Annotated in this window: 26 protein-coding genes and 2 tRNA genes; 17 read left to right on the top strand and 11 right to left on the bottom strand. The window is 66.0% G+C overall.

Annotated elements, in window-relative coordinates:
* The first annotated feature begins 24 nt into the window (after nucleotides 1-24).
* Together CVV72_RS27700 and CVV72_RS27695 are read left to right on the top strand one after the other, a co-directional pair.
* Nucleotides 25-651 (top strand): GNAT family N-acetyltransferase, encoded by a 627-nt coding sequence (locus tag CVV72_RS27700; protein ID WP_219154168.1) that lies wholly within the window; start codon nucleotides 25-27, stop codon nucleotides 649-651.
* Nucleotides 652-781: 130 nt separating this feature from the next.
* Nucleotides 782-1,543 carry a sulfite exporter TauE/SafE family protein gene (locus CVV72_RS27695; protein WP_219146444.1) on the top strand — a complete coding sequence of 254 codons (762 nt, stop codon included), beginning with the start codon at nucleotides 782-784 and terminating at the stop codon, nucleotides 1,541-1,543.
* Nucleotides 1,544-1,606: 63 nt separating this feature from the next.
* Here CVV72_RS27695 and hisC read toward each other — a convergent pair whose 3' ends face one another.
* Nucleotides 1,607-2,662 (bottom strand): histidinol-phosphate transaminase, encoded by a 1,056-nt coding sequence (gene hisC, locus CVV72_RS27690; protein WP_219146442.1) that lies wholly within the window; start codon nucleotides 2,660-2,662, stop codon nucleotides 1,607-1,609.
* A gap of 97 nt (nucleotides 2,663-2,759) precedes the next feature.
* Between hisC and CVV72_RS27685 the strand changes: the two genes are divergently transcribed.
* From CVV72_RS27685 to CVV72_RS27650, 8 genes are all read left to right on the top strand, one after another.
* Complete coding sequence (locus CVV72_RS27685; protein WP_219146439.1) at nucleotides 2,760-3,392, top strand: dienelactone hydrolase family protein; 633 nt, start codon at nucleotides 2,760-2,762, stop codon at nucleotides 3,390-3,392.
* A 48-nt stretch (nucleotides 3,393-3,440) separates the two neighbouring features.
* Nucleotides 3,441-3,920, top strand: a complete 480-nt coding sequence (locus tag CVV72_RS27680; RefSeq protein WP_255632282.1) for a hypothetical protein — start codon at nucleotides 3,441-3,443, stop codon at nucleotides 3,918-3,920.
* The gene (locus CVV72_RS27675) at nucleotides 3,920-5,056 is read left to right on the top strand and encodes a PPE domain-containing protein (protein WP_219146437.1); all 1,137 of its coding nucleotides are present in this window, start codon (nucleotides 3,920-3,922) and stop codon (nucleotides 5,054-5,056) included. The genes CVV72_RS27680 and CVV72_RS27675 overlap by 1 nt, the downstream gene beginning before the upstream one ends.
* Nucleotides 5,056-5,817 (top strand): ESX secretion-associated protein EspG, encoded by a 762-nt coding sequence (locus CVV72_RS27670; RefSeq protein WP_219146435.1) that lies wholly within the window; start codon nucleotides 5,056-5,058, stop codon nucleotides 5,815-5,817. Before CVV72_RS27675 ends, CVV72_RS27670 begins: the two co-directional genes overlap by 1 nt.
* A 19-nt stretch (nucleotides 5,818-5,836) precedes the next feature.
* Complete coding sequence (locus CVV72_RS27665) at nucleotides 5,837-7,813, top strand: acetoacetate--CoA ligase (protein WP_219146433.1); 1,977 nt, start codon at nucleotides 5,837-5,839, stop codon at nucleotides 7,811-7,813.
* 33 nt (nucleotides 7,814-7,846) lie between these two features.
* Nucleotides 7,847-9,496 (top strand): phosphatidylglycerol lysyltransferase domain-containing protein, encoded by a 1,650-nt coding sequence (locus tag CVV72_RS27660; RefSeq protein WP_219154165.1) that lies wholly within the window; start codon nucleotides 7,847-7,849, stop codon nucleotides 9,494-9,496.
* A gap of 65 nt (nucleotides 9,497-9,561) precedes the next feature.
* Nucleotides 9,562-9,651: transfer RNA gene (locus tag CVV72_RS27655), tRNA-Ser, on the top strand.
* 42 nt (nucleotides 9,652-9,693) lie between these two features.
* Nucleotides 9,694-9,767: transfer RNA gene (locus CVV72_RS27650), tRNA-Arg, on the top strand.
* A 355-nt stretch (nucleotides 9,768-10,122) separates the two neighbouring features.
* On the opposite strand, the gene CVV72_RS42015 is transcribed toward CVV72_RS27650, so the two are convergent.
* From CVV72_RS42015 to CVV72_RS27635, 3 genes are read right to left on the bottom strand one after another with little or no spacing between them, the layout of a single operon-like run.
* On the bottom strand, nucleotides 10,123-10,968 hold the full coding sequence (locus tag CVV72_RS42015; RefSeq protein WP_370641820.1) for a protein NO VEIN domain-containing protein: 846 nt from the start codon (nucleotides 10,966-10,968) through the stop codon (nucleotides 10,123-10,125).
* Complete coding sequence (locus tag CVV72_RS27640) at nucleotides 10,952-12,781, bottom strand: DEAD/DEAH box helicase (RefSeq protein WP_219146429.1); 1,830 nt, start codon at nucleotides 12,779-12,781, stop codon at nucleotides 10,952-10,954. Before CVV72_RS27640 ends, CVV72_RS42015 begins: the two co-directional genes overlap by 17 nt.
* Nucleotides 12,782-12,783: 2 nt before the next feature.
* A complete protein-coding gene (locus CVV72_RS27635) occupies nucleotides 12,784-14,145 on the bottom strand; it encodes a ParB/RepB/Spo0J family partition protein (protein WP_219146427.1) in 1,362 nt (453 codons plus the stop codon).
* A 200-nt stretch (nucleotides 14,146-14,345) separates the two neighbouring features.
* Here CVV72_RS27635 and CVV72_RS27630 point away from each other — a divergent pair, with 200 nt between their 5' ends.
* Entirely contained in the window at nucleotides 14,346-14,990 is a 645-nt protein-coding gene (locus CVV72_RS27630) for a hypothetical protein (RefSeq protein WP_219146426.1), read from the top strand.
* Nucleotides 14,991-15,133: 143 nt separating this feature from the next.
* Here the strand turns inward: CVV72_RS27630 and CVV72_RS27625 are convergent, their stop codons facing one another.
* On the bottom strand, nucleotides 15,134-16,372 hold the full coding sequence (locus CVV72_RS27625) for a DNA cytosine methyltransferase (protein ID WP_219146425.1): 1,239 nt from the start codon (nucleotides 16,370-16,372) through the stop codon (nucleotides 15,134-15,136).
* 186 nt (nucleotides 16,373-16,558) lie between these two features.
* On the opposite strand from CVV72_RS27625, the gene CVV72_RS27620 reads away from it, so the two are divergent.
* The gene (locus CVV72_RS27620; RefSeq protein ID WP_255632281.1) at nucleotides 16,559-16,957 is read left to right on the top strand and encodes a very short patch repair endonuclease; all 399 of its coding nucleotides are present in this window, start codon (nucleotides 16,559-16,561) and stop codon (nucleotides 16,955-16,957) included.
* 8 nt (nucleotides 16,958-16,965) lie between these two features.
* Here CVV72_RS27620 and CVV72_RS27615 read toward each other — a convergent pair whose 3' ends face one another.
* The gene (locus CVV72_RS27615) at nucleotides 16,966-17,532 is read right to left on the bottom strand and encodes a TetR/AcrR family transcriptional regulator (RefSeq protein WP_219146424.1); all 567 of its coding nucleotides are present in this window, start codon (nucleotides 17,530-17,532) and stop codon (nucleotides 16,966-16,968) included.
* A 46-nt stretch (nucleotides 17,533-17,578) separates the two neighbouring features.
* Here CVV72_RS27615 and CVV72_RS27610 point away from each other — a divergent pair, with 46 nt between their 5' ends.
* Both CVV72_RS27610 and CVV72_RS27605 read left to right on the top strand, forming a co-directional pair.
* Nucleotides 17,579-18,247, top strand: coding sequence for an SDR family oxidoreductase (locus CVV72_RS27610; protein WP_219146423.1), 669 nt, complete (start codon nucleotides 17,579-17,581; stop codon nucleotides 18,245-18,247).
* 4 nt (nucleotides 18,248-18,251) lie between these two features.
* A complete protein-coding gene (locus CVV72_RS27605) occupies nucleotides 18,252-19,145 on the top strand; it encodes an SWIM zinc finger domain-containing protein (RefSeq protein WP_219146422.1) in 894 nt (297 codons plus the stop codon).
* Here CVV72_RS27605 and CVV72_RS27600 read toward each other — a convergent pair.
* Nucleotides 19,142-20,134: a tetratricopeptide repeat protein gene (locus CVV72_RS27600; protein ID WP_219146421.1), complete on the bottom strand. Its 993-nt coding sequence runs from the start codon at nucleotides 20,132-20,134 to the stop codon at nucleotides 19,142-19,144. The two genes, CVV72_RS27605 and CVV72_RS27600, sit on opposite strands and share 4 nt — an antisense overlap.
* Nucleotides 20,135-20,290: 156 nt before the next feature.
* Between CVV72_RS27600 and CVV72_RS27595 the strand changes: the two genes are divergently transcribed.
* Both CVV72_RS27595 and CVV72_RS27590 read left to right on the top strand, forming a co-directional pair.
* Nucleotides 20,291-20,959, top strand: a complete 669-nt coding sequence (locus CVV72_RS27595) for an HNH endonuclease family protein (RefSeq protein ID WP_038507695.1) — start codon at nucleotides 20,291-20,293, stop codon at nucleotides 20,957-20,959.
* 28 nt (nucleotides 20,960-20,987) lie between these two features.
* On the top strand, nucleotides 20,988-21,644 hold the full coding sequence (locus CVV72_RS27590) for an alpha/beta fold hydrolase (RefSeq protein WP_219146419.1): 657 nt from the start codon (nucleotides 20,988-20,990) through the stop codon (nucleotides 21,642-21,644).
* Here CVV72_RS27590 and CVV72_RS27585 read toward each other — a convergent pair.
* Nucleotides 21,622-22,257, bottom strand: coding sequence for a nitroreductase family protein (locus CVV72_RS27585; RefSeq protein ID WP_219146417.1), 636 nt, complete (start codon nucleotides 22,255-22,257; stop codon nucleotides 21,622-21,624). The two genes, CVV72_RS27590 and CVV72_RS27585, sit on opposite strands and share 23 nt — an antisense overlap.
* A 55-nt stretch (nucleotides 22,258-22,312) precedes the next feature.
* On the opposite strand from CVV72_RS27585, the gene CVV72_RS27580 reads away from it, so the two are divergent.
* On the top strand, nucleotides 22,313-22,789 hold the full coding sequence (locus CVV72_RS27580) for a MarR family transcriptional regulator (RefSeq protein WP_219154161.1): 477 nt from the start codon (nucleotides 22,313-22,315) through the stop codon (nucleotides 22,787-22,789).
* On the opposite strand, the gene CVV72_RS27575 is transcribed toward CVV72_RS27580, so the two are convergent.
* The 3 genes from CVV72_RS27575 to CVV72_RS27565 all read right to left on the bottom strand — a co-directional run bounded on the left by CVV72_RS27575 (nucleotide 22,758) and on the right by CVV72_RS27565 (nucleotide 24,447).
* Nucleotides 22,758-23,183 (bottom strand): ATP-binding protein, encoded by a 426-nt coding sequence (locus CVV72_RS27575; protein ID WP_219146415.1) that lies wholly within the window; start codon nucleotides 23,181-23,183, stop codon nucleotides 22,758-22,760. The genes CVV72_RS27580 and CVV72_RS27575 overlap by 32 nt on opposite strands.
* Before the next feature lie 77 nt (nucleotides 23,184-23,260).
* Nucleotides 23,261-24,034, bottom strand: a complete 774-nt coding sequence (locus tag CVV72_RS27570) for a SigB/SigF/SigG family RNA polymerase sigma factor (RefSeq protein ID WP_219146413.1) — start codon at nucleotides 24,032-24,034, stop codon at nucleotides 23,261-23,263.
* Complete coding sequence (locus CVV72_RS27565) at nucleotides 24,031-24,447, bottom strand: Serine-protein kinase RsbW (protein WP_005149761.1); 417 nt, start codon at nucleotides 24,445-24,447, stop codon at nucleotides 24,031-24,033. Before CVV72_RS27565 ends, CVV72_RS27570 begins: the two co-directional genes overlap by 4 nt.
* Between the last annotated feature and the right edge of the window lie 21 nt (nucleotides 24,448-24,468).

Below are 24,468 nucleotides of genomic sequence, written 5' to 3'. Positions count from 1 at the left end.
TGCCATCATCGAACGATGACTGGGGTGGCAGGGCTGATCAAGGCATGGGTGCACGGCTGGGCGCTCTCCCGCGGGGTCGGCGTCCCGGTGGCCGAACCGGACGGCTACCGGCTCGACGTCGGGCGTCCCGGGCATCGCGTGAGATACGTGCTGGCGGACGCCTCATCGGTCGCCCGGCGGGCCCGTTCGCTGACCGAGCCCGGAACGTGGCTCAAGGTGAGCGGTCCGAGGGACGAGGTGGCGAAGACGGTCCCGCCGGAATGGGAGGTCGGCCCGCCGGAATACCTGATGAGCGCCCCGATGGCGCTGCGGCCCGTGCTGGCCGCGCCCGAGCCGTACCGGGCGGAGCTGGTCGGCGACGGCGTCGTCACCGACGTGGTGGTGCGCGCGCCGGACGGGTCGCGCGCGGCCACCGGCCGGGTCGCGATCGCCGGCGGCACGGCGGTGATCGACCAGGTCGTGACGGAGCCCGAGCATCAGCGGCGAGGGCTGGGCAGATTCGTCATGCGACGGCTCGACGAGGTGGCGGTCGCCGCCGGGGCGGAGCGAGCGGTCCTGGTCGCCACGGAGGAGGGCCGCGCGTTGTACCTGGCACTCGGCTGGACGGTCGCCGCGGAGATCACCGCGGCTCATCTGCCGGAGGGGAACTGAAGGACGGCGGTGTTCAAGGACATCCGTCTGCACACCGAACGAGACATACCGGGCTCGTTGAATGTTCGACTAGACACATCCGGAGCGCGAAAGGAGGTAACGGTGCTTAGGGTGCGGACGTGAGCGCTTTATGACGTGGTGGCACGCGGTAGTGATCTTCGTCGCGGGGCTCTGGGCGGGCACCATCAACACGGTCGTCGGTTCGGGCACGCTGGTGACCTTCCCGGTTCTCGTCGCCCTCGGCTACTCGCCGCTGACGGCGACGACGTCCAACGCGATCGGCCTCGCTCCCGGCACGGTCAGCGGGGCGATCGGCTACCGGGAGGAACTCAAGGGCTACTGGCCCCAGGTCGCCAAACTCGCCGTGGCGTCGTTCTTCGGCGCGATCTGCGGGACGATCCTGTTGCTGTCGCTGCCGAAGGACGCTTTCGAGGCCGTCGTACCCGCGCTGGTCGGTCTCGCGGTGGTGCTCGTGATCGTCCAGCCGCGAGTGGGCGCCTGGGTCGCGAAGCGCCGCGAGGAGAACGGGAAGGTCCACAAGATCGGGCCGCTCCTGCTGTTCCTGATCTTCCTGATCGGCATCTACGGCGGATATTTCACGGCCGCGCAGGGCGTGATGATGATGGCCGTGATGGGGATGCTGATGTCGGAGTCGCTGCAACGGCTCAACGGCGTCAAGAACGCCCTGTCGGCGGTCGTGAACATCGTCGCGGGCGCGATCTACGCCTTCATCGCGCCGGTCAGCTGGCCCGTGGTCGCGCTGCTCGCGGTCGGGTCGACGATCGGCGGCCAGATCGGCGCGAAGATCGGCCGCAAGCTCTCGCCGAAGGTGCTGCGCGGCGTGATCGTCGTGATCGGCCTCGCCGCGATGGTGCAGCTGCTCCTCAAATAGGAACGGTCCGCGCTCCATCGACGAAATGCGGGTGGACGAAGCGCGGACCGGCCGAAAGTGTGCTCAGCGCGGGAAATCCCCGGCCGCTTCGAGGAAGAGGTCGTTCTCCTCAGGCGTTCCGATGGTCACTCGCGCGCCTTCGCCCGCGAAGGGACGCACGATCAGCTTGCGCTCCAGCGCGTGCTCCGCGAACTCGGTCGTCCGCTCGCCCAGCGGCAGCCAGACGAAGTTCGCCTGCGTCTCCGGCACTTCGTAACCCTTGGCCACCAAGGCGTCCCGGACCCGAGTGCGTTCCGAGACGATCTCCTTGCAGCGTTCCAGCAGCTCGTCGGCCGCGTCGAGCGAGGCGATGGCCGCCGCCTGGGCGATCATGTTCACCGAGAACGCGACGTAGACCTGCTTCAGTGCGACGATGATCGCTTCCGGGGCCACCGCGTAACCCACGCGAAGACCGGCGAGGCCGTACGCCTTCGAGAAAGTCCGCAGTACGGCGACGTTGTCCCTGCCGCGCGCCAGTTCGACGCCGTCCGGCACCTCGGCGTCGGTCACGAACTCCTTGTACGCCTCGTCGAGCACGACGAGCACACCCGCCGGCACGGCGTCGAGGAATCGCTCCAGTTCCGCCCGCCGCACGACCGTCCCGGTCGGGTTGTTGGGGTTGCACACGAAGACCAGCCGCGTCTTCGGCGTGATCGCGGCCAGCATGGCGTCCAAATCCAACCCATGTCCCGCTGTCAGCGGCACCTTCACGCTGACGGCGTTCGCCACCTGCGTGACGATCGGATACGCCTCGAACGAACGCCACGGGAAGACGACCTCGTCGCCCGGGCCGCACAGGGCCTGGATCATCTGCTGGCAAAGGGAAACCGAACCGCAGCCGACGGCGATCCGCTCGGCAGGCTCGCCCAGTTCGCGGGCCAGCCGCTCGACGAGCCCGGACGCGGTGATGTCCGGGTACCGGTTGATGCCCTGTGCCGTCTCGGCTATGGCCTGCGCCACACTCGGCAGCGGCCCACCGGGGACCTCGTTGCTCGCCAGCTTGATCGCGCCCTGGATTGTCCGGCCAGGGACGTACTTCGGCAACGATTCGAGATCCGCACGCGGCGAAACAGGTGACATCTTCGGCGCTCCTACGTCTGGGGGACGGCTCCGACACCGTATCCTCCCGCGCCGGCGCAAGCTCCGAATATTTACCTAAGAGTGGTCTGATGGAGGAATGACCCTGACGACCACCGTGGAACACCAGCACGCCGATGGCCACACGCTGCGCCTGACCTTCGCCGAACCGGATGGTGTCGTCCGCGGCGGGCTCGTGGTGCTGCACGAGGAGGCCGAAGAGGTCGAAGAGGGTTTGGGCCTGCTCCTGGCCGGTCTCGCCGGAGAAGGTTGGCTCACCGTCACCCCGCATCTCGACCGGGACGACCTCACGCAGCAGGACCTCCTCGAAGCGACCGACGCGACGCTCGCATGGCTCGGCGAGCGCGGTATCCAGGCGGATCTCGTCGGTGTCGTCGGTTTCGACCTCGGCGGGACGGCCGCGCTGGTCGTGGCGTCGAACCGCAGGCTGGGCGCGGCGGTCAGCGTCGGCGGGCAGGGGGTCACCGGGCTGCCGGTCCTGGTCGAGATCGCGGGACGGCTCACCAGCCCCTGGCTCGGCATGTACGGCGACGCGGGCGACGAGGCCGGAGGCGCCGAGGTCGAACAGCTGCGTGACGCGGCGGCGACGGCGGGCGTCGCGACGAACGTCGTCCACTACCCGGGCGCCAACCACCGTTTCGACGCCGACCCGGACGCGGCCGCGGAGGCCTGGCAGCGCACGTTGAATTGGTTCGACGCCCACCTGCGATGACCCCGTTCGCGCTAGCATTCCCCTCAGATGTGACAGGGGAGGGGTCCGATGGCACAGTCACCCAAGGTACCTGCGACGCCACAGGCCGCGTTCGGAGCTTCGGCTCCGGCGCTGGCGCCGGTGGCGGGTCAGATCCGGGACTCCAAGACCGATGCCAAGAAGGGGACCGTCAAGGTCTCCGAGGACGCCGCTAAGAAGCTCGTCGACGCGCTGCTGAAAGCACGCCATGAGCTCAACGCGCTGATCAAGGACTCGACGGAGTTCAACGCGCCGTTGAAGCTCGGCGCCAACTTCGTCGGTCACACCATGAGCGAACGCTTCCAGGGTGCCGCGAACAAGGGGACCGAAGCGGCCGTGCCCGTTCTCAAGGACTTCGCCGTGGTGCTCAAGGATTTCCAGCTCACCGTGATGGCGGCGCGGAAGATGTACGTCGCCGCGGACGAGGAGGGCCAGGAGCAGCTCGAACGGGTCGCCCGCCGGTTCGACATGGAGGACATCGTCGATCGCGAGCGGAAGGACGAGCACTGATGCGCATCCTGCCCATGCCGTGGCCGCCGCGGGAGCCCGAACCGCGACCGGGCCCCGAACACCTCAACGCCGACATCGACTGGATGAGCTACTCGCATCGGGAGCTCTACGAGATGGTCCACGACGAGCTGGACCTCGCGAGCGCGGAGGCCGTCGCCGCGCAGTGGACGAAGATCAGCGCGTTCCTGGACCGGGTCGGTTCCGAACTCCGGGCGGCGCTCGTCGCCACCGCCGACGGCTGGACGGGCGAGGGCGCGGACAGGGCCCGTGACGCCGCGATCAAGCTCGTCGACTGGGCGGGCGAGACGGGCTGGCGTGCGGAGAACGTCGCGAACTGCGTGCGCCGCCAGGCGGACATCGCCGACACCGCGCGGCGCACGATGCCCGAGCCGCCGGGATACGCCCCGCGGCCCAAGCCGCCGGAGGCGCCGAAACGCCGTCCGATCCCGGTCGCGGATCAGGATTCGACGCAGGCCATGTCGGCCTCGCCGCCGTCGGGAGGCGGTTTCGCCGAGGCGGGGCGGATCGTCGCCGAACCCACCGACGAGAGTTCGCAGGATCTGCACCGGCAGGCGGCCGACGTGATGACGCGGATGCAGCGGAGCTCCGGCGAGGTCTACGAGAACGTTCCGACCTTCACCTCGTACGGCAAGCAGCCGAGGATTCTCGAGACACCCGAAGAACCGACGCCGAAACCCGAACCGACGCCGGAACCGGTGCCGCCGCCGGACGACACCACGAGCAGCAGCGGCGTCGACGACACCGCCGCCCCGATCCAGGTGCGGGAGCCGGTCGAGGCGCCGCGTCAGCCCGGCGCGAGCAGCGGCGCCTATGCCCCGCCGCCACCCGGCACCTCCGGTGGGACCCAGGAGCAGCTCGGGCAGGGTGGCCGATCCGGAGCCGGCGGGTTCGGGCCGTCCGGGCCGCAGCCGGGTCAGGTCGCCGGGACCCGGGCCGCGGCCGCGGGGATCGGCGGCGTCGGCGGGATGCCGATGGGGATGATGCCGCCGCAAGGGCAGCAGGACGGCCAAAACCGCAAGACTCCGGACTACCTCGTCGAGGATTCCGACGTCTGGGGTCTCACCGGGCACGTCACCCCGCCGGTCATCGGCGAAGACCCGAGGACCGACCGCTGATGGACTGGATCCGGTTGCACGTCGGCGAGCTGTTCCTCCTCTGGTCGGCGCATGGACGCGACGAACTGCCCGCGGTGCTGGAGATCCCGCACGTCGGGCGGACACCGGAGTTCCGCGCGGAACTGGTGGCCACGGCGAGCGCGACGCTGTCCGAACGCGGCCTCGGCACGGTCGACTCGCCCGCGCCCGAGCTGGTGCGGCTGCTGCACACCGTCGCGAACAGCGAACTCACGCTGGACCTGAGGCTCGACGGTGACCCGGCGTACCGGGCCGTCGGATGCGTGTCCGACCGCGGCGCGGTCGCGATCGGCGTTGCGGGCACCGACGTCGAACTGTCCGCGCTGCGGGAGCCGCTCGTCGCCGCGACGCTGCTGCAGGCGCTGCCGCCATGCGAGCAGGGGCGGGGCCTCTCGGTCAACCTGCGCGTCGACGACTACACGGCCGCTTGCGAGGCAGGGGAGCGTGGCGGGCAGCCGGCGTTCTCCGACGTCCTTCGTGACGCCGGGCTGCGGGAACCCGAGGTCATCGTGATGGTGCGGATCGCGACACAGCGGATCGGCGGCGGGCGGCTCGGGGCGGCCAGGAAGTCGTGGGAGGGCCGCTGGGTGCGTGGCGAGGGCACGTTGACCTGGGTGGACACCCCCGACGGGCGGTATGGGCTTCGTCGCGATCGAGGGTGGCTGACCGTCACCCCGCTCGACGCCTCGCGGCTCAAGACGATGGCGTACGAGCTGTTCACGGGGGCTCGCCAGTTCGGTTAACGAGGGTTAACATCGCGGGGTGACGCACACCGCCGACGCCCCAGAAGTGCTCTGGCGCCCTGAGCCGAGCCGCCTGCCCGACACCAAGATCGACGCGTTCCGCCAGTGGCTGCGCACCGAACGCGGCGTGGAGGCCGACGACTACAACGCGTTGTGGGAGTTCTCCGTCCAGCGCGGGCCGGAGTTCTGGTCCGCCGTCGCCGACTTCCTCGGCGTGCGCTGGCACGACGAGCCCGGTGCGGTGCTCACCGGCGAGATGCCGCACGCGCGCTGGTTCGAAGGCGGCACGCTGAACTACGCCGAGCACTCGCTCATGCCCGGTGTCGCGGGCGCCGCGAAGGCCGACGACGAGGTCGCCGTGATCTTCCACCGCGAAGACGGCCTCTCGTCGCAGCTGACGTACGGCGCTCTGCGGTCCGCCGTCGCCTCCGCGCGGGAAGGGCTGCGCAAGCTGGGAGTGTCCAAAGGGGACAGGGTCGTCGCGCTGGCGCCGAACTGCCCGCAGACGCTGATCGCCTTCCTCGCCACCGCGAGCCTCGGCGCGATCTGGTCGTCGTGCTCGCCGGACTTCGGCGTCCGCGCGATCACCGACCGCTTCGCGCAGATCGAGCCGAAGGTGCTGATCGCGGTCAACGGCTACGTCTACAATGGACGGTGGTTCGACAGCCGGTCGACGGTGAACGCCCTGCGGGACGAGATCCCCACGCTCGAAGCGACCGTGCTCGTCGACTACGCCGGCGGCCGCCTCGACGGCACCCTCGACTGGGACACACTGCTCGCCGACAACGCGGGCGCGGAACTGGCCTTCGAACCCGTCGAATTCGGCCACCCGCTGTGGGTCCTGTACTCCTCGGGGACCACCGGCCTGCCGAAGGGCATCGTCCATGGCCACGGCGGCATCACCCTCGAACACCTCAAAGCCCTTGCCCTGCAAAGCGATCTCGGCCCCGGCGATCGGTTCTTCTGGTTCACCACCACCGGCTGGATGATGTGGAACTTCCTCATCTCCGGCCTGCTGACCGGCACCACGATCGTGCTCTTCGACGGCAGCCCGGGCCACCCGGACCTGAACGTGTTGTGGCACCTGGCCGAGCAGCACCGCGTCACCTTCTTCGGCACGTCGGCGCCGTATATCCAAAGCTGCCTGAAGGCCGGGATCAAACCGGCCGAGCGGTACGACCTCACCGCGTTGCGCGCCTTGGGATCCACCGGCGCGCCGCTGAGCGTCGAGGGCTTCCGGTGGATCGTCGACGAGGTCGGCAAACGCGTCCAGATCTGCTCGGTGTCCGGTGGCACGGATCTCTGCGCGGCGTTCGTCGCGTCCGCCCCGGACGTCCCGGTCTGGCTGGGCGAACTCTCCGTCCGCGCGCTCGGCGCCGCCGTCGCCGCGTTCGACGAGGCAGGGAAACCCGTGGTGGAGACGGTCGGCGAACTGGTGATCACCGAGCCGATGCCGTCGATGCCGGTGTTCTTCTGGAACGACCCGGACGGCTCGCGGCTGCGCGAGGCGTACTTCGAGATGTACCCGGGGATCTGGCGGCACGGCGACTGGATCCGGATCACCGGACGCGGCTCCGCCGTCATCTACGGGCGCAGCGACTCGACGCTGAACCGCGGCGGCGTCCGGATGGGCACGGCCGAGTTCTACCGCGTCGTGGAGTCGTTCGACCAGGTCGCGGACTCGCTGGTGATCGACACGTCGGCGGCGGGGAACGAGGACGGGCAGCTGCTGTGTTTCCTCGTGCTGGCCGAAGGCGTGTCACTCGACGAGGTCGAGCCCGCCCTGCGCAAGGAACTGCGCGGCGCCCTCTCGCCGCGGCACGTGCCCGACCGGTTCGTCCAGGTGCGTGAGGTGCCCCGGACGCTCAACGGCAAGAAGTGCGAGGTTCCGGTCAAGAAGATCCTTTCGGGGGTTTCACCTGACCGCGCCGTCAGCCGGGATGCCCTGCTGAACCCCGACGCCCTTGTACCGTTCGTGGAGCTGGCAAGGAGCTGAACGTAGGGGCGGAACTTGGCGGGCGCTTGGCGGGTGGCGGGTGCCACCTCGGTGGCGGTGATCACCTGGGTGACGCGGCTGGCCGGACTGCTGGCCCTGGTCTCGGTGCTGGTGCCGGCCGGGCGGCGCACTCTGCGCGGACGCGTCGCCGAATGGCTGGAACTGCCGCACGAGGCCACGGTCGGCGCGGCCACGGTCGCGCTGGTGACCGGTGTGCTGCTGATGCTGCTCGCCACCGGTCTCAAACGGCGTAAGCGCCGGGCCTGGCAGCTGGCGGTCGCCACCGCCGCGCTGTTGACGGTGTCGCACCTCGGGCTGCGGCACGCCCTCGGCGCCGGTCTCGTGTCGCTCGCGCTGCTGATCGCCCTGATCGCGACGCGGCGCCATTTCATCGCGCTGCCCGATCCGGTCACCGGCCGGTGGCGCGCCATCCGGGTCTTCCTGCAACTGACGGTGGCCGGGGTCGCGATCAACTTCGTGCTGCTGTCGGTCGCGCCCGGCGCTTGGAGTGTCGGCGACCGCTTGGCGCAGTCGACGCTGGCACTGGTCGGTGTGAGCGGCCCGGTGACATTCCCCGCGCTGTGGCTGGAAGACCTGTCGGCCGCGGTCGGCCTGCTGTTCGGGATCGGCGCGGTGCTGCTGGCGGCGTACTTCCTGCTCCGCTCGGCCGAACCCGCGCCTGAGCTGACCGACGACGAGGTCGAACGGCTCCGCGGGCTGCTGGGGGAGCGGGACTCGCTGGGGTACTTCGCCCTGCGCCGGGACAAGTTCGTGGTCTTCTCGAAGTCGGGGAAGGCCGCGGTGACCTATCGGGTGATCGCCGGGGTCGCGCTGTGCTCGGCGGACCCCCTCGGTGACCCGGAAGCGTGGCCCGGCGCGATCGAGGAGTACCTGGACGTCTGCCGACGGTATGCCTGGACTCCGGCGGCCATGGGCTGCTCGGAACTGGGCGCAACCGTCTGGGCGCGCTTCGGGCTCGAAGTGCTGGAGATCGGCGACGAAGCCGTGGTCGACACCGACACCTTCACCCTCGAAGGCCGCGTCATGCGCGGAGTCCGCCAAGCCGTCTCACGCACGAAACGCGCCGGCTACAGCGCGCGCATCCGGAAAGCCGAAGACCTTCGCGACCAGGAGTTGGACGAACTCCGCACCCTCGCCGCCACCTGGCGCGGCACCGACACGGAACGTGGCTTCTCGATGGCGCTCGGCCGCATGGGCGATCCCGGCTCGATCCTGGTGACCGCGGAACACGACGGACGGGTGCGCGGAATCCTCCAGTTCGTCCCGTGGGGCGAGAAGGGTCTCTCGCTGGACGTCATGCGCCGCGACCGGACGGCGGACAACGGCGTCAACGAACTGATGATCTCCGAACTCCTCCTGACCACTCCCGCCCAACACGTCTCCCTGAACTTCGCCGCCTTCCGGGCCGTCCTGGAACAAGGGCAGCGCATCGGCGCCGGCCCCCTCGCCCGCCTGTCCGCCCGGACATTGCGATTCTTCTCACGCTGGATCCAGATCGAGACCCTCTACCGCTTCAACGCGAAGTTCCAGCCGCGCTGGGTCCCGCGCTACCTCGCCTACCCCGCGGCCCGCGACCTCCCCCGAGTCGGCGTCGCCGTCTTCGAAGCCGAAGGACTCGGCGGGCGCCCATATCGCCTGCTCAGAGCCCTGCAACGCGTCTAAGGGGGGTGCCTTCCAAGGGGGTCCGCGGGGTGTGTAACCTATTTGAGCAGTGGTCGTTGGGCCTGGGAGGCTTCGCCTAGTCTGGTCTATGGCGCCGCACTGCTAATGCGGTTGGGGGTAACCCCCCCTCCCGGGTTCAAATCCCGGAGCCTCCGCTGGTACCTGTTCCGGCAGGTGCTAGATTGATAACTGAACAAGCGCCCGTAGCTCAGCTGGATAGAGCATCTGACTACGGATCAGAAGGTCAGGGGTTCGAATCCCTTCGGGCGCACGTCTGGTTGAGACAGCACTAAGGCCCTCCCGTTCGCGGGAGGGCCTTTTTGTCTGTCCTGTGTGGTGAACGGACAGATCCGGTCATGCGCCTGAATCAGGTTCGCTCAGCGTCCCCATGGGACCAGCTTCGCTCTTGTGGCTCCCAGATGTCGACGGTGCAACCGCTCGGCTGGCGCAAGGGCGGACGCTGAGTCTTCGGGCTGGTAACGGAGCGTGTTAGCGTGGATGCCGATGAATGTCTCGCCCGCACGGGTGGGGATTCAGCAAGTTTACTGAGGCAACTTGGCTACGACCTTGGGCTCAGGATGCCTCGGCTCGGGTACTGTTAGCACTCCGGCTCAAGTCCACTACGGCTAGGCTCCAGCTATCAATGCACTGCGAATGCCGCTTCGTACTAATTTGCGAAGACTAGGGATTCCTGGCACTAGGGCGGCTTCTGGTACTTCCAGTCGGCACGATTCCCATCTGCCAAAATTGTTGCTATCGATAGGTGTCTGCGTGGATATCCAGTCCTTGGATAGTGTGGCTACGGACGCGATCTCCAAGGAGGGCTCAATTTGCAATGTTACGAGCTGCCAATGCGCATCTCGAAGCATTGTCTCGTACTCATTTCGAGAGAGGTATAAAGTTTGCCGACGGCGCCGAGTTGTTGTCTTTACTTCAATGTGCACAGTGCAAGCTTCCCCTATTACCGATATGTCGTACCCGAATCCATCAGAAGCTAGTGATGTGTGCTCTACGTTTGCATTTAAGGTATCATTAAGCAGCTGAAAAAGTGCAAGTTCACCGGCGGCGCCTATCCGTTCGCGTTCTGCGGTGTCCACCTTGCCCCAGATTGATTTAATCTGAGCATATGCCTCGGGCTCGCCAATTCCAAGCGTATCTGCGGCACGTCTGGCGTCCTCAGGTAGCTCAGCAGGACTGCAAATAAGAATGTCTGCATCGCGGAACCATGGAGTATTCCCAGTCGCTGCGGCGGCGGAAAATACGCGTTGAGGTGCAGGGATGGGGTTATTTAGATCCTCCAAGAGGCCAACGACGTGAAGCCAAACGTATGCGGCTTCATATTGTGTTGGTGTTATGTCACTATAGTCGTTGTGAGTGGTAAAAAGAGCGCGGCAGCGGCTTACGCCGGAAACTGGTAGTCTTTCCAGCCAGCGCGTTGCGGCTCGTAATATTGGGTCAGGTGGAATAGGCATTGAGGTGGCCGATCAGAGCCTGAAGATCACGCTGGTCCAGCATGCCGCCAATCTCTGGTTCTTCAGTGAGGTCGGCTAGCTCTCGGACCGCAGGGTCGTCGAGTACGCTGCCCATGAACTGCAACTTGTCGCCTAGTCGTTGGTCAACAACTTCGTCGATTGTACCCTCAGCGGCCAAAACAGTAATCCTTGTTTCTGTTCCGGGGGCGAGGCCGAGGCGGTGAATCCGATCCAAACTTTGCAAAAATTTTCCAGCGGCAAAGTCTCGGTCGACATAAACTGCGTCGTGGCAATGGTGGTGGAGGCTGATTCCTTCTCCGAGTGTTGCAGGATTCGATAGAAGTACCATGCAGGCAGCATCATTGCGAAATCTGCCGATCTGTTCTTCTCGGTCTTCTGTCCCGCCGTGGATAATGGCGGGCTGAAACTGGTGAAGTAGTCGATTCATGGTGTTTAGGCTGCGAATAAAAGTTGACCAAACAAGAGTCTTGCGCCCTTGTGCTGCATTTTTGGCAACAATTGCTAAAACTTCTCGGTACTTCGGAGACATTTCGTAGCTTGGTAGATCCTGCATTAGATCGAACAAGCGTGTACGTTCTGGCACGGCTAAAGGCGGGACCCTATACGGCAGTGGTTCGTACCGAGTCGTGCCGACCGAGAGTAAAGCGGGGCTCGTCGCAGCCATCAACATGTATACGACCACGCGGCCCAAGGCGTGAAAGTCTTCTTCTGACCCGATAGCACGGATAGAAAGTCGTCCGGCGAGCGCGTCATAGATCTCGCGGTGCAGTGGTGGCATTGGCAATGGGCGGAGGGTTACGGTCGGCGGGGTTAAGCCAAGCTCATTCTTGGTAGTGCGGGTGAACAAGGGGCGGAGCACAGCGCTCGCTTTCGCAAGATTTCCCCCCGCGACTGCTTGGATGACCTTTTGGCGTCCGTATCCAGGCCAGACGAAGCCGAAAAGGTTTTCAAGGTCTTTGACCCCATTCGGTGCCGGTGTTCCAGTAAGGATAAGTCGATGGCGAGCCCGAGGTCCAAGTGCGAGACATGCGGTACCATACGTGCCGTTGGCGCCGAGCTTCATGCGGTGAGCTTCGTCTAGCAGCAGCATGGATGGCCGGGCTGACAGCCATTTTCCCAGCTCGTTAACAGAGCCGCTGAGTCGCTCATAGTTCACTATCAAGGCATCTGCGGCAGGATCGGTGTCACGGGCAAACACAGACATACGTAGCTGATCATTCAGACACTGCTGATTCTCGTAAAGCCAGGACTCGTAGCACGACTTAGGGCCAACAATAAGAATCCGCTCAATTTTCTGGGTTTGGCGTAGGGCTTGAAAAACGGCAAGCCCTACCCGAGTCTTGCCGGCGCCAGGAACCGAGAAATTCGCGCCATGTCGCAGAGATAGCAACTTGGCAATATCTCTACGCTGGAACCCTGTCAAGTCGCCTATCCAGCCAGGACCGACCAGACGGGCTACGTCGTCGGAAGTTGGTCCGCTCGTGGTGTCTTCTTCTGCCGTGAGCCGCTTAGCGACAGCTTGGGCATCCTGGGCCGAACCGGTCGCCAGGTCCGCGAGCTGCGGTTCCCATGTGACAGTGGCTGGCTCTCTCCAGCTTCCGAGAGCTACCAAGTTTGTGAGGAGGTCGTCTATCTCGACCTCCATCGAACCTGGGGCCTTCTGGACGGCGCTACGGAAACGCAGAGCAAGGCGGCGCAGATCTTCCGCAAAGCCTTCACCTGACCGCAGGCGAGCCGTCGCGACAGTATCTCCAAAACCGAGGTGCAGGCTTGGTTCCACGGGGCGCGCCATCGTCAGCGTTCCCTGGAAGCGTCCAGGAGCCAGGCGACTCCGTCGCTGGGCGTGCTGAATGCCCGGCCCGCTAGCCTGGCCAAACGTGCAAGGCTGGCTCGGACTGTAAGTAGCGCATCGTCGAACGCGTCCTCATCAAGAGCGCGCTTTGCCTTAGCGTCGGCAAACTCGGCTACACACTGGTCAATGTGTTCAGCTGCATCCGTGAGTCGTTCCGGAACCGCTATCTGCCGTTTTTGCAGCTCGGCGTTCTGACCAGCCATTTTAACGGCGATGTCGAAAACGTTGCGACCATCTTTAAGAAGTTCATCTGCTGACTTGGCAGATGATAGGGGCACCTTGTCTCCGGCTTGCACCCGAGCTTTTGCCTGGAGCAACGAGTCGGTGACAGCTCGGGAAGCCTTCACTGCCGCTGTGGCATCGGGCATTACCACGTCGGTCAGGCCGGGTATCGACACCTCGGACTCCGACTGGGTGGCTGGACGCAGGCTCGCCGGTAGGCGCTTACTCAGGTATCGATTGTGGAAGTCAGCCTCAGCGAGGCGAACAGAGGTCTTCGAGTAGTTGAGCACAACCATCGCCAGCCGAGATTCCTTCAGCTGCTCCGCGGCGTCGGGGTCAGTTTGTGCGAGGTTGGTGTAGTCGCGATGCAACTCACGAAGCTTTTCTTGATGATCTTCAAAATCGATGAGTCTCAGAATCGCTCCGTCTGCTGTGGTGCTTCGCTCGATGGCTTCATTGATTAGTTGAAATACCCATCGATCCTTGGTGAGGGTTGTGCTCTTGATGTTGAAGTCACGTGCGACATCTTCCGGCCTTCGGCCGTTGGCTAGCTCTTCCTCGATCGCGATGAGTCGATTGATGTACGAGTAATCTCGGCGCTTGTCTCGCCTCAACTGCAGGGCAAGCTCAACGCTGTTGATATCGCGTCGGGACGTATCCGAGGGGAGTACTCCGACACGAATGTCTTTAACTCCTAGCTCTCGGAGTGCTGCGCAGCGAGTATTCCCGTCGACAAGAATGCCGTCCGGGCTGATTATTCCTGGCTCTTTCTGTCCAAAGTCGTCGAGTTCTTCGGTGAGCTGTGTGTAATCTGGATCAGTTACTTCTAGATTCGATGGCTTGCGGCTCAAGAGGTAGCGCAGGTATTCTTGTGCGGGTTCGCTCCAGGGATCCTCGTCGAGGACCTTGTTGCGCTCTGGGTCTAGGCTGCGTTGGGCGCGGATGCGATGGGTGTCTGGGTTGAGGTACAGCATGTCGACCGGCATAGCAATCACGTGCAGGTGCTTCTGCTCGCCACGCCAGTCGACAGTTGTCTTCGCGCCGTTGTCTTTCATGGCCTCCTGAAGGCGGTCTTCGACCATCGAGCGGATCCTGGCACCCTCAGGCGGGATATCAAACCTCAACTGGCCCCTCCACGTAATCTGTGTGACCTCAACGTTCGCGCACCGCGGCAGCGGCGCTGATAGACATGCTCTGCTGAAGCTGATCTCCAGGTACAACGGTAGACGGAGGCGAAGTGTTACTTCCAGACTGGGACGACCCAGCGCTCAAAGCAGGAACGATGATCCGGGGTGCCCTCTGGCTGGTGCAGGTGGTAGGCCTTGGTAACACGTTTACAAAGGAGCAGGTCCGGACTGCGTTTCCTGGCATCTCGCAGGCTGACCGTCGGCTACGTGACCTGCGCAAATACGGTTGGGTCATCCTGACAAATATCGAGGATGCGACGCTGGGCGCGGAGGATCAGCGTTTCGCGCAGGTCGGCGTTTCTGTATGGGATCCAGAAGCGCGTCGTGCCGCTGACCTTCTGGCCGGGCCGACAGCGAAGGAAGTACAGGCTGTGATGGCGCGTGACGGCTACCTATGCACGGTATGTGGTATTTCTGCGGCGGAGCCGTACGCAGACGACACCAATCAGACCGCCGTCCTTTCTGTTACACGTCATCAAACTGTTATGCCCGATGGAACGCGGGGCTTTGAGCTGATCACGGAGTGTAAGCGCTGTCGCGCTGGAGCGGCGAGTGGTTCAGTCAGCGTCAATGAGGTTCTGTCGGAAATCCAAGCCCTCGAGCCTGATGATCGAGACCGCTTGGCTCGTTGGGTCAAACGAGGCCGACGCGGAGCAACCCCCCTGGATCGCGCATGGAACTCCTATCGTCGCCTAGCTGAAAGCGGGCGCGATACAGTGCGTTCATCGCTGGAGTTATAACGCTGAGTAACGGTTGCTGGTGGGATTTGGGCGCCTGCGTGGCCTGGAAGACGGGGTTGCCGAGTTTGGCGTCTGCGGCGCATCGAGGCAGGCGTCGATGCGCCGTGCAGACTCTAACCGTACTGACTTGGGTTCGCTTCGGCTCAGCTGATCTTTGCGCGGTACTTCAGAAAGAGGTCGTGCCGGCCGTGGTCTTCCTGTCCTACGAAGGCCTTGAAGTTGCCGAGCTTGTAGGCGGTTTTCGTGCCGCTAATAGCGATTTCGACCTCGAAGTCGCGGCTGAGTAGGCTGATCCGGCGCTCGAGTTCGGCTTGGTCATCGAGGCCAGCCTTCTTCATGAGGCGCTCTGGGGTGATGAAGTCGCTGGTTGACCGAAGGGCTGTGTACACCGGATCGTGTCCCGTTGCTTCCACTTGCTTTTCCGGCGCATCGTGCTCGAGAGCATTAAAGATCGCTTCACCGACTGCCTGTGCGACGGGAGGAGGGAAGGCGTTCCCGATTTGCCGGTACCTGGATGTCTTTCGGCCAGTGAACTCCCAAGGGTAGTGCTCGGTCCACCCCTGGATGCGCGCCACCATTTCGGTAGTCAGTTTTGGAATGAAGTTGACGGGATGATCAGACGTCGGGGGAGCGTCCGCGACGCCTAGAGCGTCTACTCCCATCTCGCCCCATGCGCGCTTTGCCCTGGTGGGACCCAAGTCGGCCCCGCCATGCTTCTTGGAGCCACCGACAATCGTCGGGGCGATCTTGTTTGCCTTCTTGGACCAAGCTTCGGCGCCATTCCAGCCATCGGAACCCATGAGGTCGACCAAGGTTTCGCCGACAGTCGGCGGGGGCCCCACACGCTCCGGCCAATGGAAGTAAGGGGCGTCGTCGGCCTTGAGTGCGACGAGAATGAAGCGAGGCCGGAGCTGTGCGACGCCGAAATCTGACGCGTGAAGTAGTCGCCATTCAGCGATGTACTTGAGCTCGGCGAGGCGGTCGAGAACGTGCTGACGGTAGCCGGCGAACCGAGGCATGCTTAGCCCACGGACGTTCTCAAGCATGAGTGCACGAGGTCGAACGACGGCGACTTGCTCTACAGCCCAGGCGAAAAGATCGCGCTCATCGTTCGCTCCGAGTTGCTTGCCGGCGATCGAGAACGGCGGGCAAGGTACACCGCCAGCCAGGAGGGATACGCCTTCGTAGTGTTCAGGGCGCCACTTCGAGAGGTCCGCTACGTCGCCTTCCGCGACCTTCCAGCCGGGCCTGTTGGCTCGTAGTGTGTTGCAGGCGTGCGTGTCGAGTTCGACGGCAAGGGCATGCTCGAACCCGGCCTTCTCAAGACCCAGCGCTTGCCCGCCGGCACCTGCGCAGATCTCGACCACATCGTATGTGCTCATCGATGCTCCTCTCTATATCTGCGCGGGCGGGTGTGTCTGCCGGTATCTTGCCTCACGCGGGGCGCAGAGCTGTGATTGGTCTGGTGGTTGGTAAACGTGTCGGAGAGTGATCGTGTCGAGTCCGTTCGGGGAAAGACTGGGAAGCGGCGGTCTCCTGCGCCGCTGAACGCGGGGCGCTCGCGCAACATGAGTGCGAACCGGCGATCTGACACCAAACCCGAGATCGCGCTGCGCAAGGCGTTGCATCAGCTTGGCTTCCGTTACCGCAAGGACCATCGGCTCGATCTGCCGACCGGTGTCCGTGTGCGGCCCGACATAGTCTTCATTCGGCGTAAGATCGCGGTCTTCGTCGATGGGTGCTTCTGGCACGTCTGCCCGGAACATGGCCGTGAGCCCACGCGGAACGAGTGGTACTGGACTCCGAAATTACGGCGGAATATTGAGCGTGACCGCCTGGCAGACACGGCTCTCGCCGATGCTGGATGGCGGGTCGTGCGCATCTGGGAGCACGAAGACGTGCAGATCGCGGTGGACAAGGTTCGGAAGGTTGTCGAACATGGGTTCGAGGCTACGGGTGAGGTCTGACACTTTCGTTACTGATCGAACACGCTGGTCAGCGCCTCCCGGATCAACCCCGCCAGATCCGCCTCCCCGTCCGTCTCCGCCCACCGGACCAGCGCCACATGCGCCGCCCCCAGGCACGCCATAGCCGTTGCCCGCACCTGAAACTCTTCGTCCGCCGAGGGCGAAGAGCCGCAGAGGGCGGCCACGATCGCATCGGCAGTCGCGTACTGGCTGTCCAGATGTCGCGCCCGCAGCGCCGGCACCGAGATCATCAGCCGTAGCCGCGCCAACAGGAACGCCTTTTCCTGCGATGACCCCAATGCGGCGGTCGCTTCCAAAGCGCGACCGATCCGCAAAGGCAAGGGGCCCGCAGGCTGCTCAAGTACGGCGGAAGCGGTCACAGGGTCGTACTCGTCGTAGAGGACCAGGTCCTCCTTCGTCGGGAAGTGCCGGTAGACCGTCATCGCCGAGACGCCGGCGGCCGCGGCGACGTCGGCGACGGTGGTCGCGTCGTAGCCGGCCTCGGTGAAGAGGCGGATCGCGTGCTCTTGCACAAGAAGCCGGGTTTCGGCGCGCTGGCGGTCTCGGAGGCTCACGTGGTAGACACTATCAAAGTGCTAGTCACTAACATCTGGGGTGCGCATGAAGACGGCATTGGTGACCGGGGCGTCGCGGGGGATCGGCGCGGCGATCGCGCGGAGGCTCGAGCAGGACGGCATGACCGTCTTGAGGCAAGACAGCAGTCAGGCCGACTTGTCGACCATGGCGGGAGTCGACAAAGCCCTCGAGGGCATCGACAGCCTGGACATCCTGGTCAACAACGCGGCCGCCCAGCCGGCGGGCCCGATCGAGACGGACACGCCCGAAAGCTTCGATCGCCTGATGGCGGTGAACGTGAAGGCGCCGTACTTCCTCATCCAGCGAGCCCCGCTGAACGACGGCGGCCGCATCGTCAACGTCTCGTCGGTCGCGACCAGGATGGCCAACCCCGCCCAGACGTCCTTCGCGATGACCAAGGGCGCGCTCGAGACGATGAGCCGCACCCTCGCCCACCAGCTCGGACCGCGCGGGATCACGGTCAACGTCGTCGCGCCGGGCGCCACCAGGACCGCGGACAACGGCCGGATCTTCACCCCGGAGCTGGAGGCAGCCATCAAAACCCTCACCGCGCACCGGAGGCTCGGCACCGCGGAGGACGTGGCGGACGTCGTCGCGTTCCTCGCCTCCGACGACGCCCGGTGGGTGACCGGGCAGGTCATCGAGGCGAGCGGCGGGTTGTTCCTCGGGCCGCCGGGCCAAGGCGCAGAATAGGCCGGTGACGTGGTTCAGCGAGGACGAACTCCGCAGGCAGGCCGGTGACGTCTCCTTCGCGCGCGGCGCCAAGTACCTGGAGTCGGTCGAGACGCTGGACGACGTCGCGGGCGGGGTCACGGCGGTGGTCAGCGGCACCGACCGGTACACGGTCCGGTTGCGCAACGTCGACGGCGAGCTGGCCGGCGAGTGCTCCTGCCCGCACGCGGCGGACGGCTTCTTCTGCAAGCACTGCGTGGCCGTCGGGCTGCTGGTCCTCGAGGGTGTGGCGGACGGCGGCGCGGCCGACATCCGAGGGTACGTCGAGACCCTGGACCGCGCCGAGCTGATCGAGCTGCTCGTCGGGCACGCGAACGAGGACCCGGTCCTGTTCCGCAAACTCTCGCTCAAGGCGGGCCGCGGCGACCTCGACGCGTTGCGACGGCACGTCGAGGGAACGTTGCGGTTGCGTGGTTTCGTCGGTTTCCAGGGCACGGTCGCGTACACCGAGAAGGTGCGCGAGGTGCTCGCGACCGTCAGGGAACTCATGGACGGGCCGCTGTTGTGCCGCGTCATCGAGCTGGTGGTGGAGGCGCTGGACTTCGTCGAGGACTCGTTCGGCGCGCTCGGTTCCGAGGTGTCGGGAGCGCTCGCGTTGTACGCGGAGGCCTGCGCCGATTCGCCGCCGGAGCCCAAGGAGCTCGCGGAGTGGTTGCTACGGCTGGACCTCGACGGCTCCGGCCGCGTCGACGTGAACATCGCGGACTTCACCGCGGGCCTCGGTTTCGAGGGGCTCGCGGTGTTCCGCGCCGGCGTCGAGGAGCGGTGGCGGCTCGACGACGGCGAGGACCCGTACCGCAGCCGCAAACTCCAACGGTTGCGCGAGGGGTTCGCCGCGATGCGGAACTGGCAGAGCTAGTACCGCTGACGGTTGCGGTACAGCTCCTCCAGATCCCGCCGCCCCGCCTGGTCGCCGGTGTCGGCGGCCGCGCGGAACCAGTGCTCGGCCTCCTGGAAGTTCCCGTGGTCGGCGGCGAGCCTGCCGAGGTTGGTGTACGCGGGAACACTGCCGAGTTCCGCGGCCTTCCGGTACCAGGCGGTGGCCTCGCCGGGATCGTTCCGGTCGTTGGCCAGCACACCCAGGTTCGTCATCGCGGCGGCGTCGCCCCGTTTGGCGGCCTTGAGATACCAGCGTTCGGCGGCGTCGAGTTCGCCGCGCCGGTGCAGCACCAGGCCGAGGCGGACGGCGGCGTCGGGGGCGCCGGCGGCCGCGGCCGCGTGATAGCAGCTTTCGGCACGCGTGAGGTCGCCGCGTTGCTGGGCCTGGCGGCCGAGTTTGATCAGCGACGTCGCGTCGGCCTCTTCGCTCGCCTTGCGCCACCAGGGATCCGCTTCGGCCGTCCGTCCGGTGTCGCAGAGCACGGCGCCGAGCGTGATCATCCCTTCGACGTTGCCCGCCTCCGCGGCCTCGCCCGCCCAGTACTCGGCCTCCTGGAGTTCACCGCGCCGGTGCAGCGCCCGCGCCAGTTCCGCCATCGCCTCGACGCGGCCCTCTTCGGCGGCCCGTCGCCACCAGTTCTCGGCGGCGTCGGAATCACCTCGGCGCGCGCAGAGATTTCCCAGATGCGACATGGCCTGCGAATCACCGGCCGTCGCGGCTTCGCGGTACCAGCGTTCGGCCTGTTCCGGCACGCCGCGCTCGGTCAGGAGGTGCGCCAGGTTGCCCATCGCGACCCTGTCCCCGCCCTCGGCGGCCTTCCGGAACCACGCCTCCGCCTCGTCGAGATCGCCGCGCTCCAGCGCGGTGGATCCCATACGTGCCATGGCGATCACGTGTCCGCGTTCCGCGGCCTTCCGGTTCAGATAGTCGTCGACCCGGGTGTTCCACTTACGTTTTTCGGCGCCCACAAGCCCGCTCCTTCCGGCAGCGTCCCTGGGGTAGTCGCTGCTCAGGACCCGGATGTGACAACAACTACCGGGTGTCATCGCCGTGTCGCACCGGGTTTCCCCGCCCATCGCGGCGATACTTGGCGCTCCCCAACCCCCGTCGAGAGGAACCGTGCGGTGGCCACGCGTACCAGCCAGATGACCACGGCTCAGCGGCTGCTCCTGCTGATCACCCTCGCCGCCGTCGTACTGGCGGTCTTCTGGTTCGTGAGCGGCAAGGGCGACGCGTTGCAGCCGAAGCCCGCCAACCCCGCGAGCGCCGCCGACGCGCGCAAGCAACTGGACGAGCTCACCGTCGCGCCGCGCGGTTCGATGGACGGCTACGACCGCAAGAAGTACCCGCACTGGGACAACCAGGGGAACAACTGCAACACCCGCGAGTTCGTGCTCAAGCGTGACGGCAAGGACGTCAAGGCTGGTTCCGACTGCGCCCCGACCTCCGGCAGCTGGACGAGCATCTACGACGGCGAGACCTGGACGAAGCCGACCGACGTCGACATCGACCACATGGTCCCGCTCGCGCAGAGCTGGGTCAGCGGCGCGAAGTCGTGGACCGACGAGAAACGGCGCCAGTTCGCGAACGATTTGACCAGGCCGCAGCTGTTCGCCGTCACCGACAACGTCAACCAGGAGAAGAGCGACAAGGCGCCGGACCAGTGGAAGCCGCCGCTCGTGTCGTTCTGGTGCACCTACGCCACCGACTGGATCACCGTGAAGCACTACTACGGCCTCACGATCACCACCGCCGAAAAGAGCGCGCTCAGCGACATGCTCGGTCGTTGCTGATCCGCCCGGATTCGGGTTGGCTGGGGCGATGGCGACCTTCGTATTGATCCACGGCGGTGGCGGCAGCGCCTGGGACTTCCACCTCCTCGAGGCGGAGCTGACCGGCCGCGGGCACGACGTCGTCGCGGTGAACCTGCCGATCGACGACGAGAAGGCCGGCTTCCCGGAACACGTCGACGCCGTCGTGAACGCGATCGGCGACCGCGAGGACCTGGTAGTGCTGGGCCATTCCTACGGCGGCTTCACCGCGCCGATCGTCGCCGGGAAACTTTCGGCGCGGCTGCTCGTGCTGCTGACCCCGATGATCCCGAAACCGGGCGAGACGCCGGGGGACTGGTGGGGCAACACGGGTTTCGAGGACGCGGAGGGCCTCACCGACGAGGAGAAGTTCTTCAACGGCGTCCCCGCGGACATCGTCGCGGAGGCGGGCTCGCACGGCCGGAACCAGGTCAGCGCCGAATGGGGACAGCCGTGGCCGCTGGACGAGTGGCCGGACGTCCCGACGAAGGTGCTCATCGGGCGCGAAGACCGCTTCTTCACGCCAGAGTTCCAACGCCGGGTCGTCCAGGACAGGCTCGGTTTCGCGCCCGACGAGATCGACGGCCCGCACTCCGTGCCCTTGAGTCACCCCAAGGAACTGGCGGACCGGCTGGAGTCCTATCTCACCAGCGGTCCAGCCGCATGACCTCTTCGAGCGGCTGACGCGGGGCGGGTTTGAAGGTGTCACCGGTGTAGAACGCCGTGGGGATGAGCGCGGCCTGGTGCACGTTGTCCGGCAGGCCGAGGATCTCCGCGGCCTCCTTCTCGTACGCGAGGTGCAGCGTCGTCCACGCCGTGCCGAGCGTGACGGCCCGCGCCGCGAGCATGTAGCTCCAGACCGCGGGCAGCAGGTTCCCCCACAGCCCGGCCTGGTTGCCGGCGGGCAGTTCGGCGCTGCTCGTCTCCAAGCACGGGATGACGTGCACGGGCACCTCGCCCATCTTGTCGGCCAGATACTCGACACTGGAGCCGACGCGCTTCTGCACCTTCGACCGCTGGGGGTCGTCCGCGAACAGTTTCCCGGCCGCGTGCGGGGAAGCCAGGTACTCGCGGCACGCCCGCTGGTACAGCTTGCCGAGTTCGGCACGCTGCCCGGGGTCGGTGATCACGAGCCAGTGCCAGCGCTGCGTGTTCGACCCGCTCGGCGCCTGCAACGCCACCTGCAGGGCGTGTTTGACCAGTTCGAGAGGCACCGGCCGGGTCAGGTCCAGTCGTTTACGGACGGTCCGGGTGGTCGTCAGCAGCTCTTCGGGCGTCATCCGGCGATTATGTCGTTATGATCCGCTGGTGGGGAGGCCGCCGCGCGAACGAGGGATGGGCACTTTGCTCAGGCACGTCCTCGAAGTGACCGAGGCGGACGTCGCCGCGTTCTTCGAGGACATCGGGCTGGGTGACTACCGCCCGCGGTTCACGCCGTTCGTCCGCGCTCTAGTCGCGCACGGACCGTCGCCCATCCGCGACCTCGCCGCCGAAGTCGGCGTGACCCATTCCGCGGCCAGCCAGACGATCGCGCAGATGGCGCGGCAGGACCTCGTCTCGCTCCGGCCCGGCGCCGACGCCCGGCAGAGGATCGTTTCGCTCACCGAGAAGACGCGGCGCCTGATGCCGACACTCGAAGCCGAGTGGGCGGCGACCAGCGCCGCGGCCGCGCAGCTGGAAGCCGAACTGCCGTATCCGCTCAGGGAGGTGCTGGTCGCCGCCGTCGAGGCCTTGGAGCGGAAATCGCTCCGGGAACGCATCGCCGAAACCGACGCCGCGCTCAAGCTGAAGCGTCGGCCCGATCGAGACTGAACACGGCCCACACGTACTTGCCGCCCGAGCAGAGCTCGTGGCCCCAGTCGTCGGACAACGCGTGCACCAGCTGGAGACCGCGGCTGCGCGCCGCCATCGGCGACGGCTCCTTCAGCTTCGGCCGCTCCGATCCGGAATCGAAGACCCGCAGGGTGAGCCTGCCGTCGGAGTACTCGATTTCGAGCCTGTCCGGTTTCTCCCCGTGCTCGAAGGCGTTCGTGACCAGCTCGGAGGTCGCCAGGAGGACGTCGTCGACCGCCGGGCCGTCCACACCGAAGCTCGCCAAAGTCGCTCGCACCGCCTGCCGCGCGACGGCGGGTGCCGTCACAGCGACCGGCAGAGGGAGGGAGACCACCGGCAACGAGCCCTCCGATCGTGTCTTGGACATCGTCATGGTTCCGCACCTCCCCTCACGAGAGACTCCCAGATCCGCTGTTCGCCTCCCAGATACCCACAAGCGCCGAGGTCGAATCAGACTCCGTCCGTGAGTTCCGTCTCCGTCAGTCCTTCACGCAGTTTCTTGAGCGTGGAGGCCAGCAACCTCGACACCTGCATCTGGGAAACCCCGACACGGCGGGCGATATCCGACTGGCTCATCCCGGACCCGAACCGCAGCGCGACGATCTTGCGCTCACGGTCGGGCAGCCGTTCCAGCATCGGCCGCAGCGCCTCACGCAGCTCCGCCTGACTCAGATTGGCGTCGGCCTCGCCGAAGCGGGTGTGCGCGGAGTTCTCCAGGAGGTTGTCCAGCGAGGCGCCGTACCGGCCTTGGCCGGCACGGAGACCTTCATAGACCTCGTCGATCGGAACGCCGAGATGGGCGGCGATCTCACTGGGCTTCGGCGCGCGGGAGAGCCGGACCGTCAGCTCCTCGCGCACGGCCGAGATGTTCGCGTTCAGCTCCTTGAGCCGCCGCGGCACTCGCACCGACCAGCTGTTGTCGCGGAAGTGGTGGCGCAGCTCGCCGGAGATGGTGGGGACCGCGAAGGCCAGGAAATCGCTGCCCTGCCCGGGATCGAACCGATCGACGGCGTGGATCAGCCCGATCGTCGCTATCTGGACCAGGTCCTCCATCGACTCGTCCCGGTTGCGGAACTTGCGTGCCAGGTTGCGCGCGAGTTCGAGGTGCGTGCGCACCAGCTCGTCGCGCAGCGCTTCGCGTTCGGGAGCGCTCTGGGGCAGCGCGCACATGCGCTCGAACAGGGCCGGGACGTCCGCGCCGTCTTGCTCGACGGGTTCGGTCACGGCCGGGCCGCCTCGCTCTCCCGGATGAGCTCCACCCTGGACAGGTAGCCACCATCGGCCGGGGTGACACTCCGCCGCGCGGACGTCGCCAGCGCGGTGAGCAGCTGCCAGGACAGACCTGTCTCGTCGTCGGGTTCCGGAGAGTCCGAAAGCACCGAGACGGTCACCTCGATCCGCCCGTCCTTCCACGAGAAAACGCAGGTCAGGTGCCCGTCGGCGGCCGAGGGGAGGAGCATGGAGCACGCCTCGTCCACCGCCATCCGGAGATCCTCGACGGCGTCCAGGTCGAAGTCCTGGCGCATCGCGATGTCCGCGACGATCGTCCGGAGTGTCGGTACCACGTGCGGTACCGCGGCCGTGCGTACCTCGATGAGTTGAGCGCCCTCCCCGCTGGGCGGGGTGTTGTCCACCACGTGTGTTCCTCTCTCGAGCTG

Origin of the sequence: Amycolatopsis sp. TNS106 (genome assembly GCF_019330265.1) — a bacterium.
Lineage (GTDB): Bacteria > Actinomycetota > Actinomycetes > Mycobacteriales > Pseudonocardiaceae > Amycolatopsis > Amycolatopsis lurida.
Note: the sequence above shows the minus strand (reverse complement) of the source record. Positions and strands in the feature narration are given on the sequence as shown.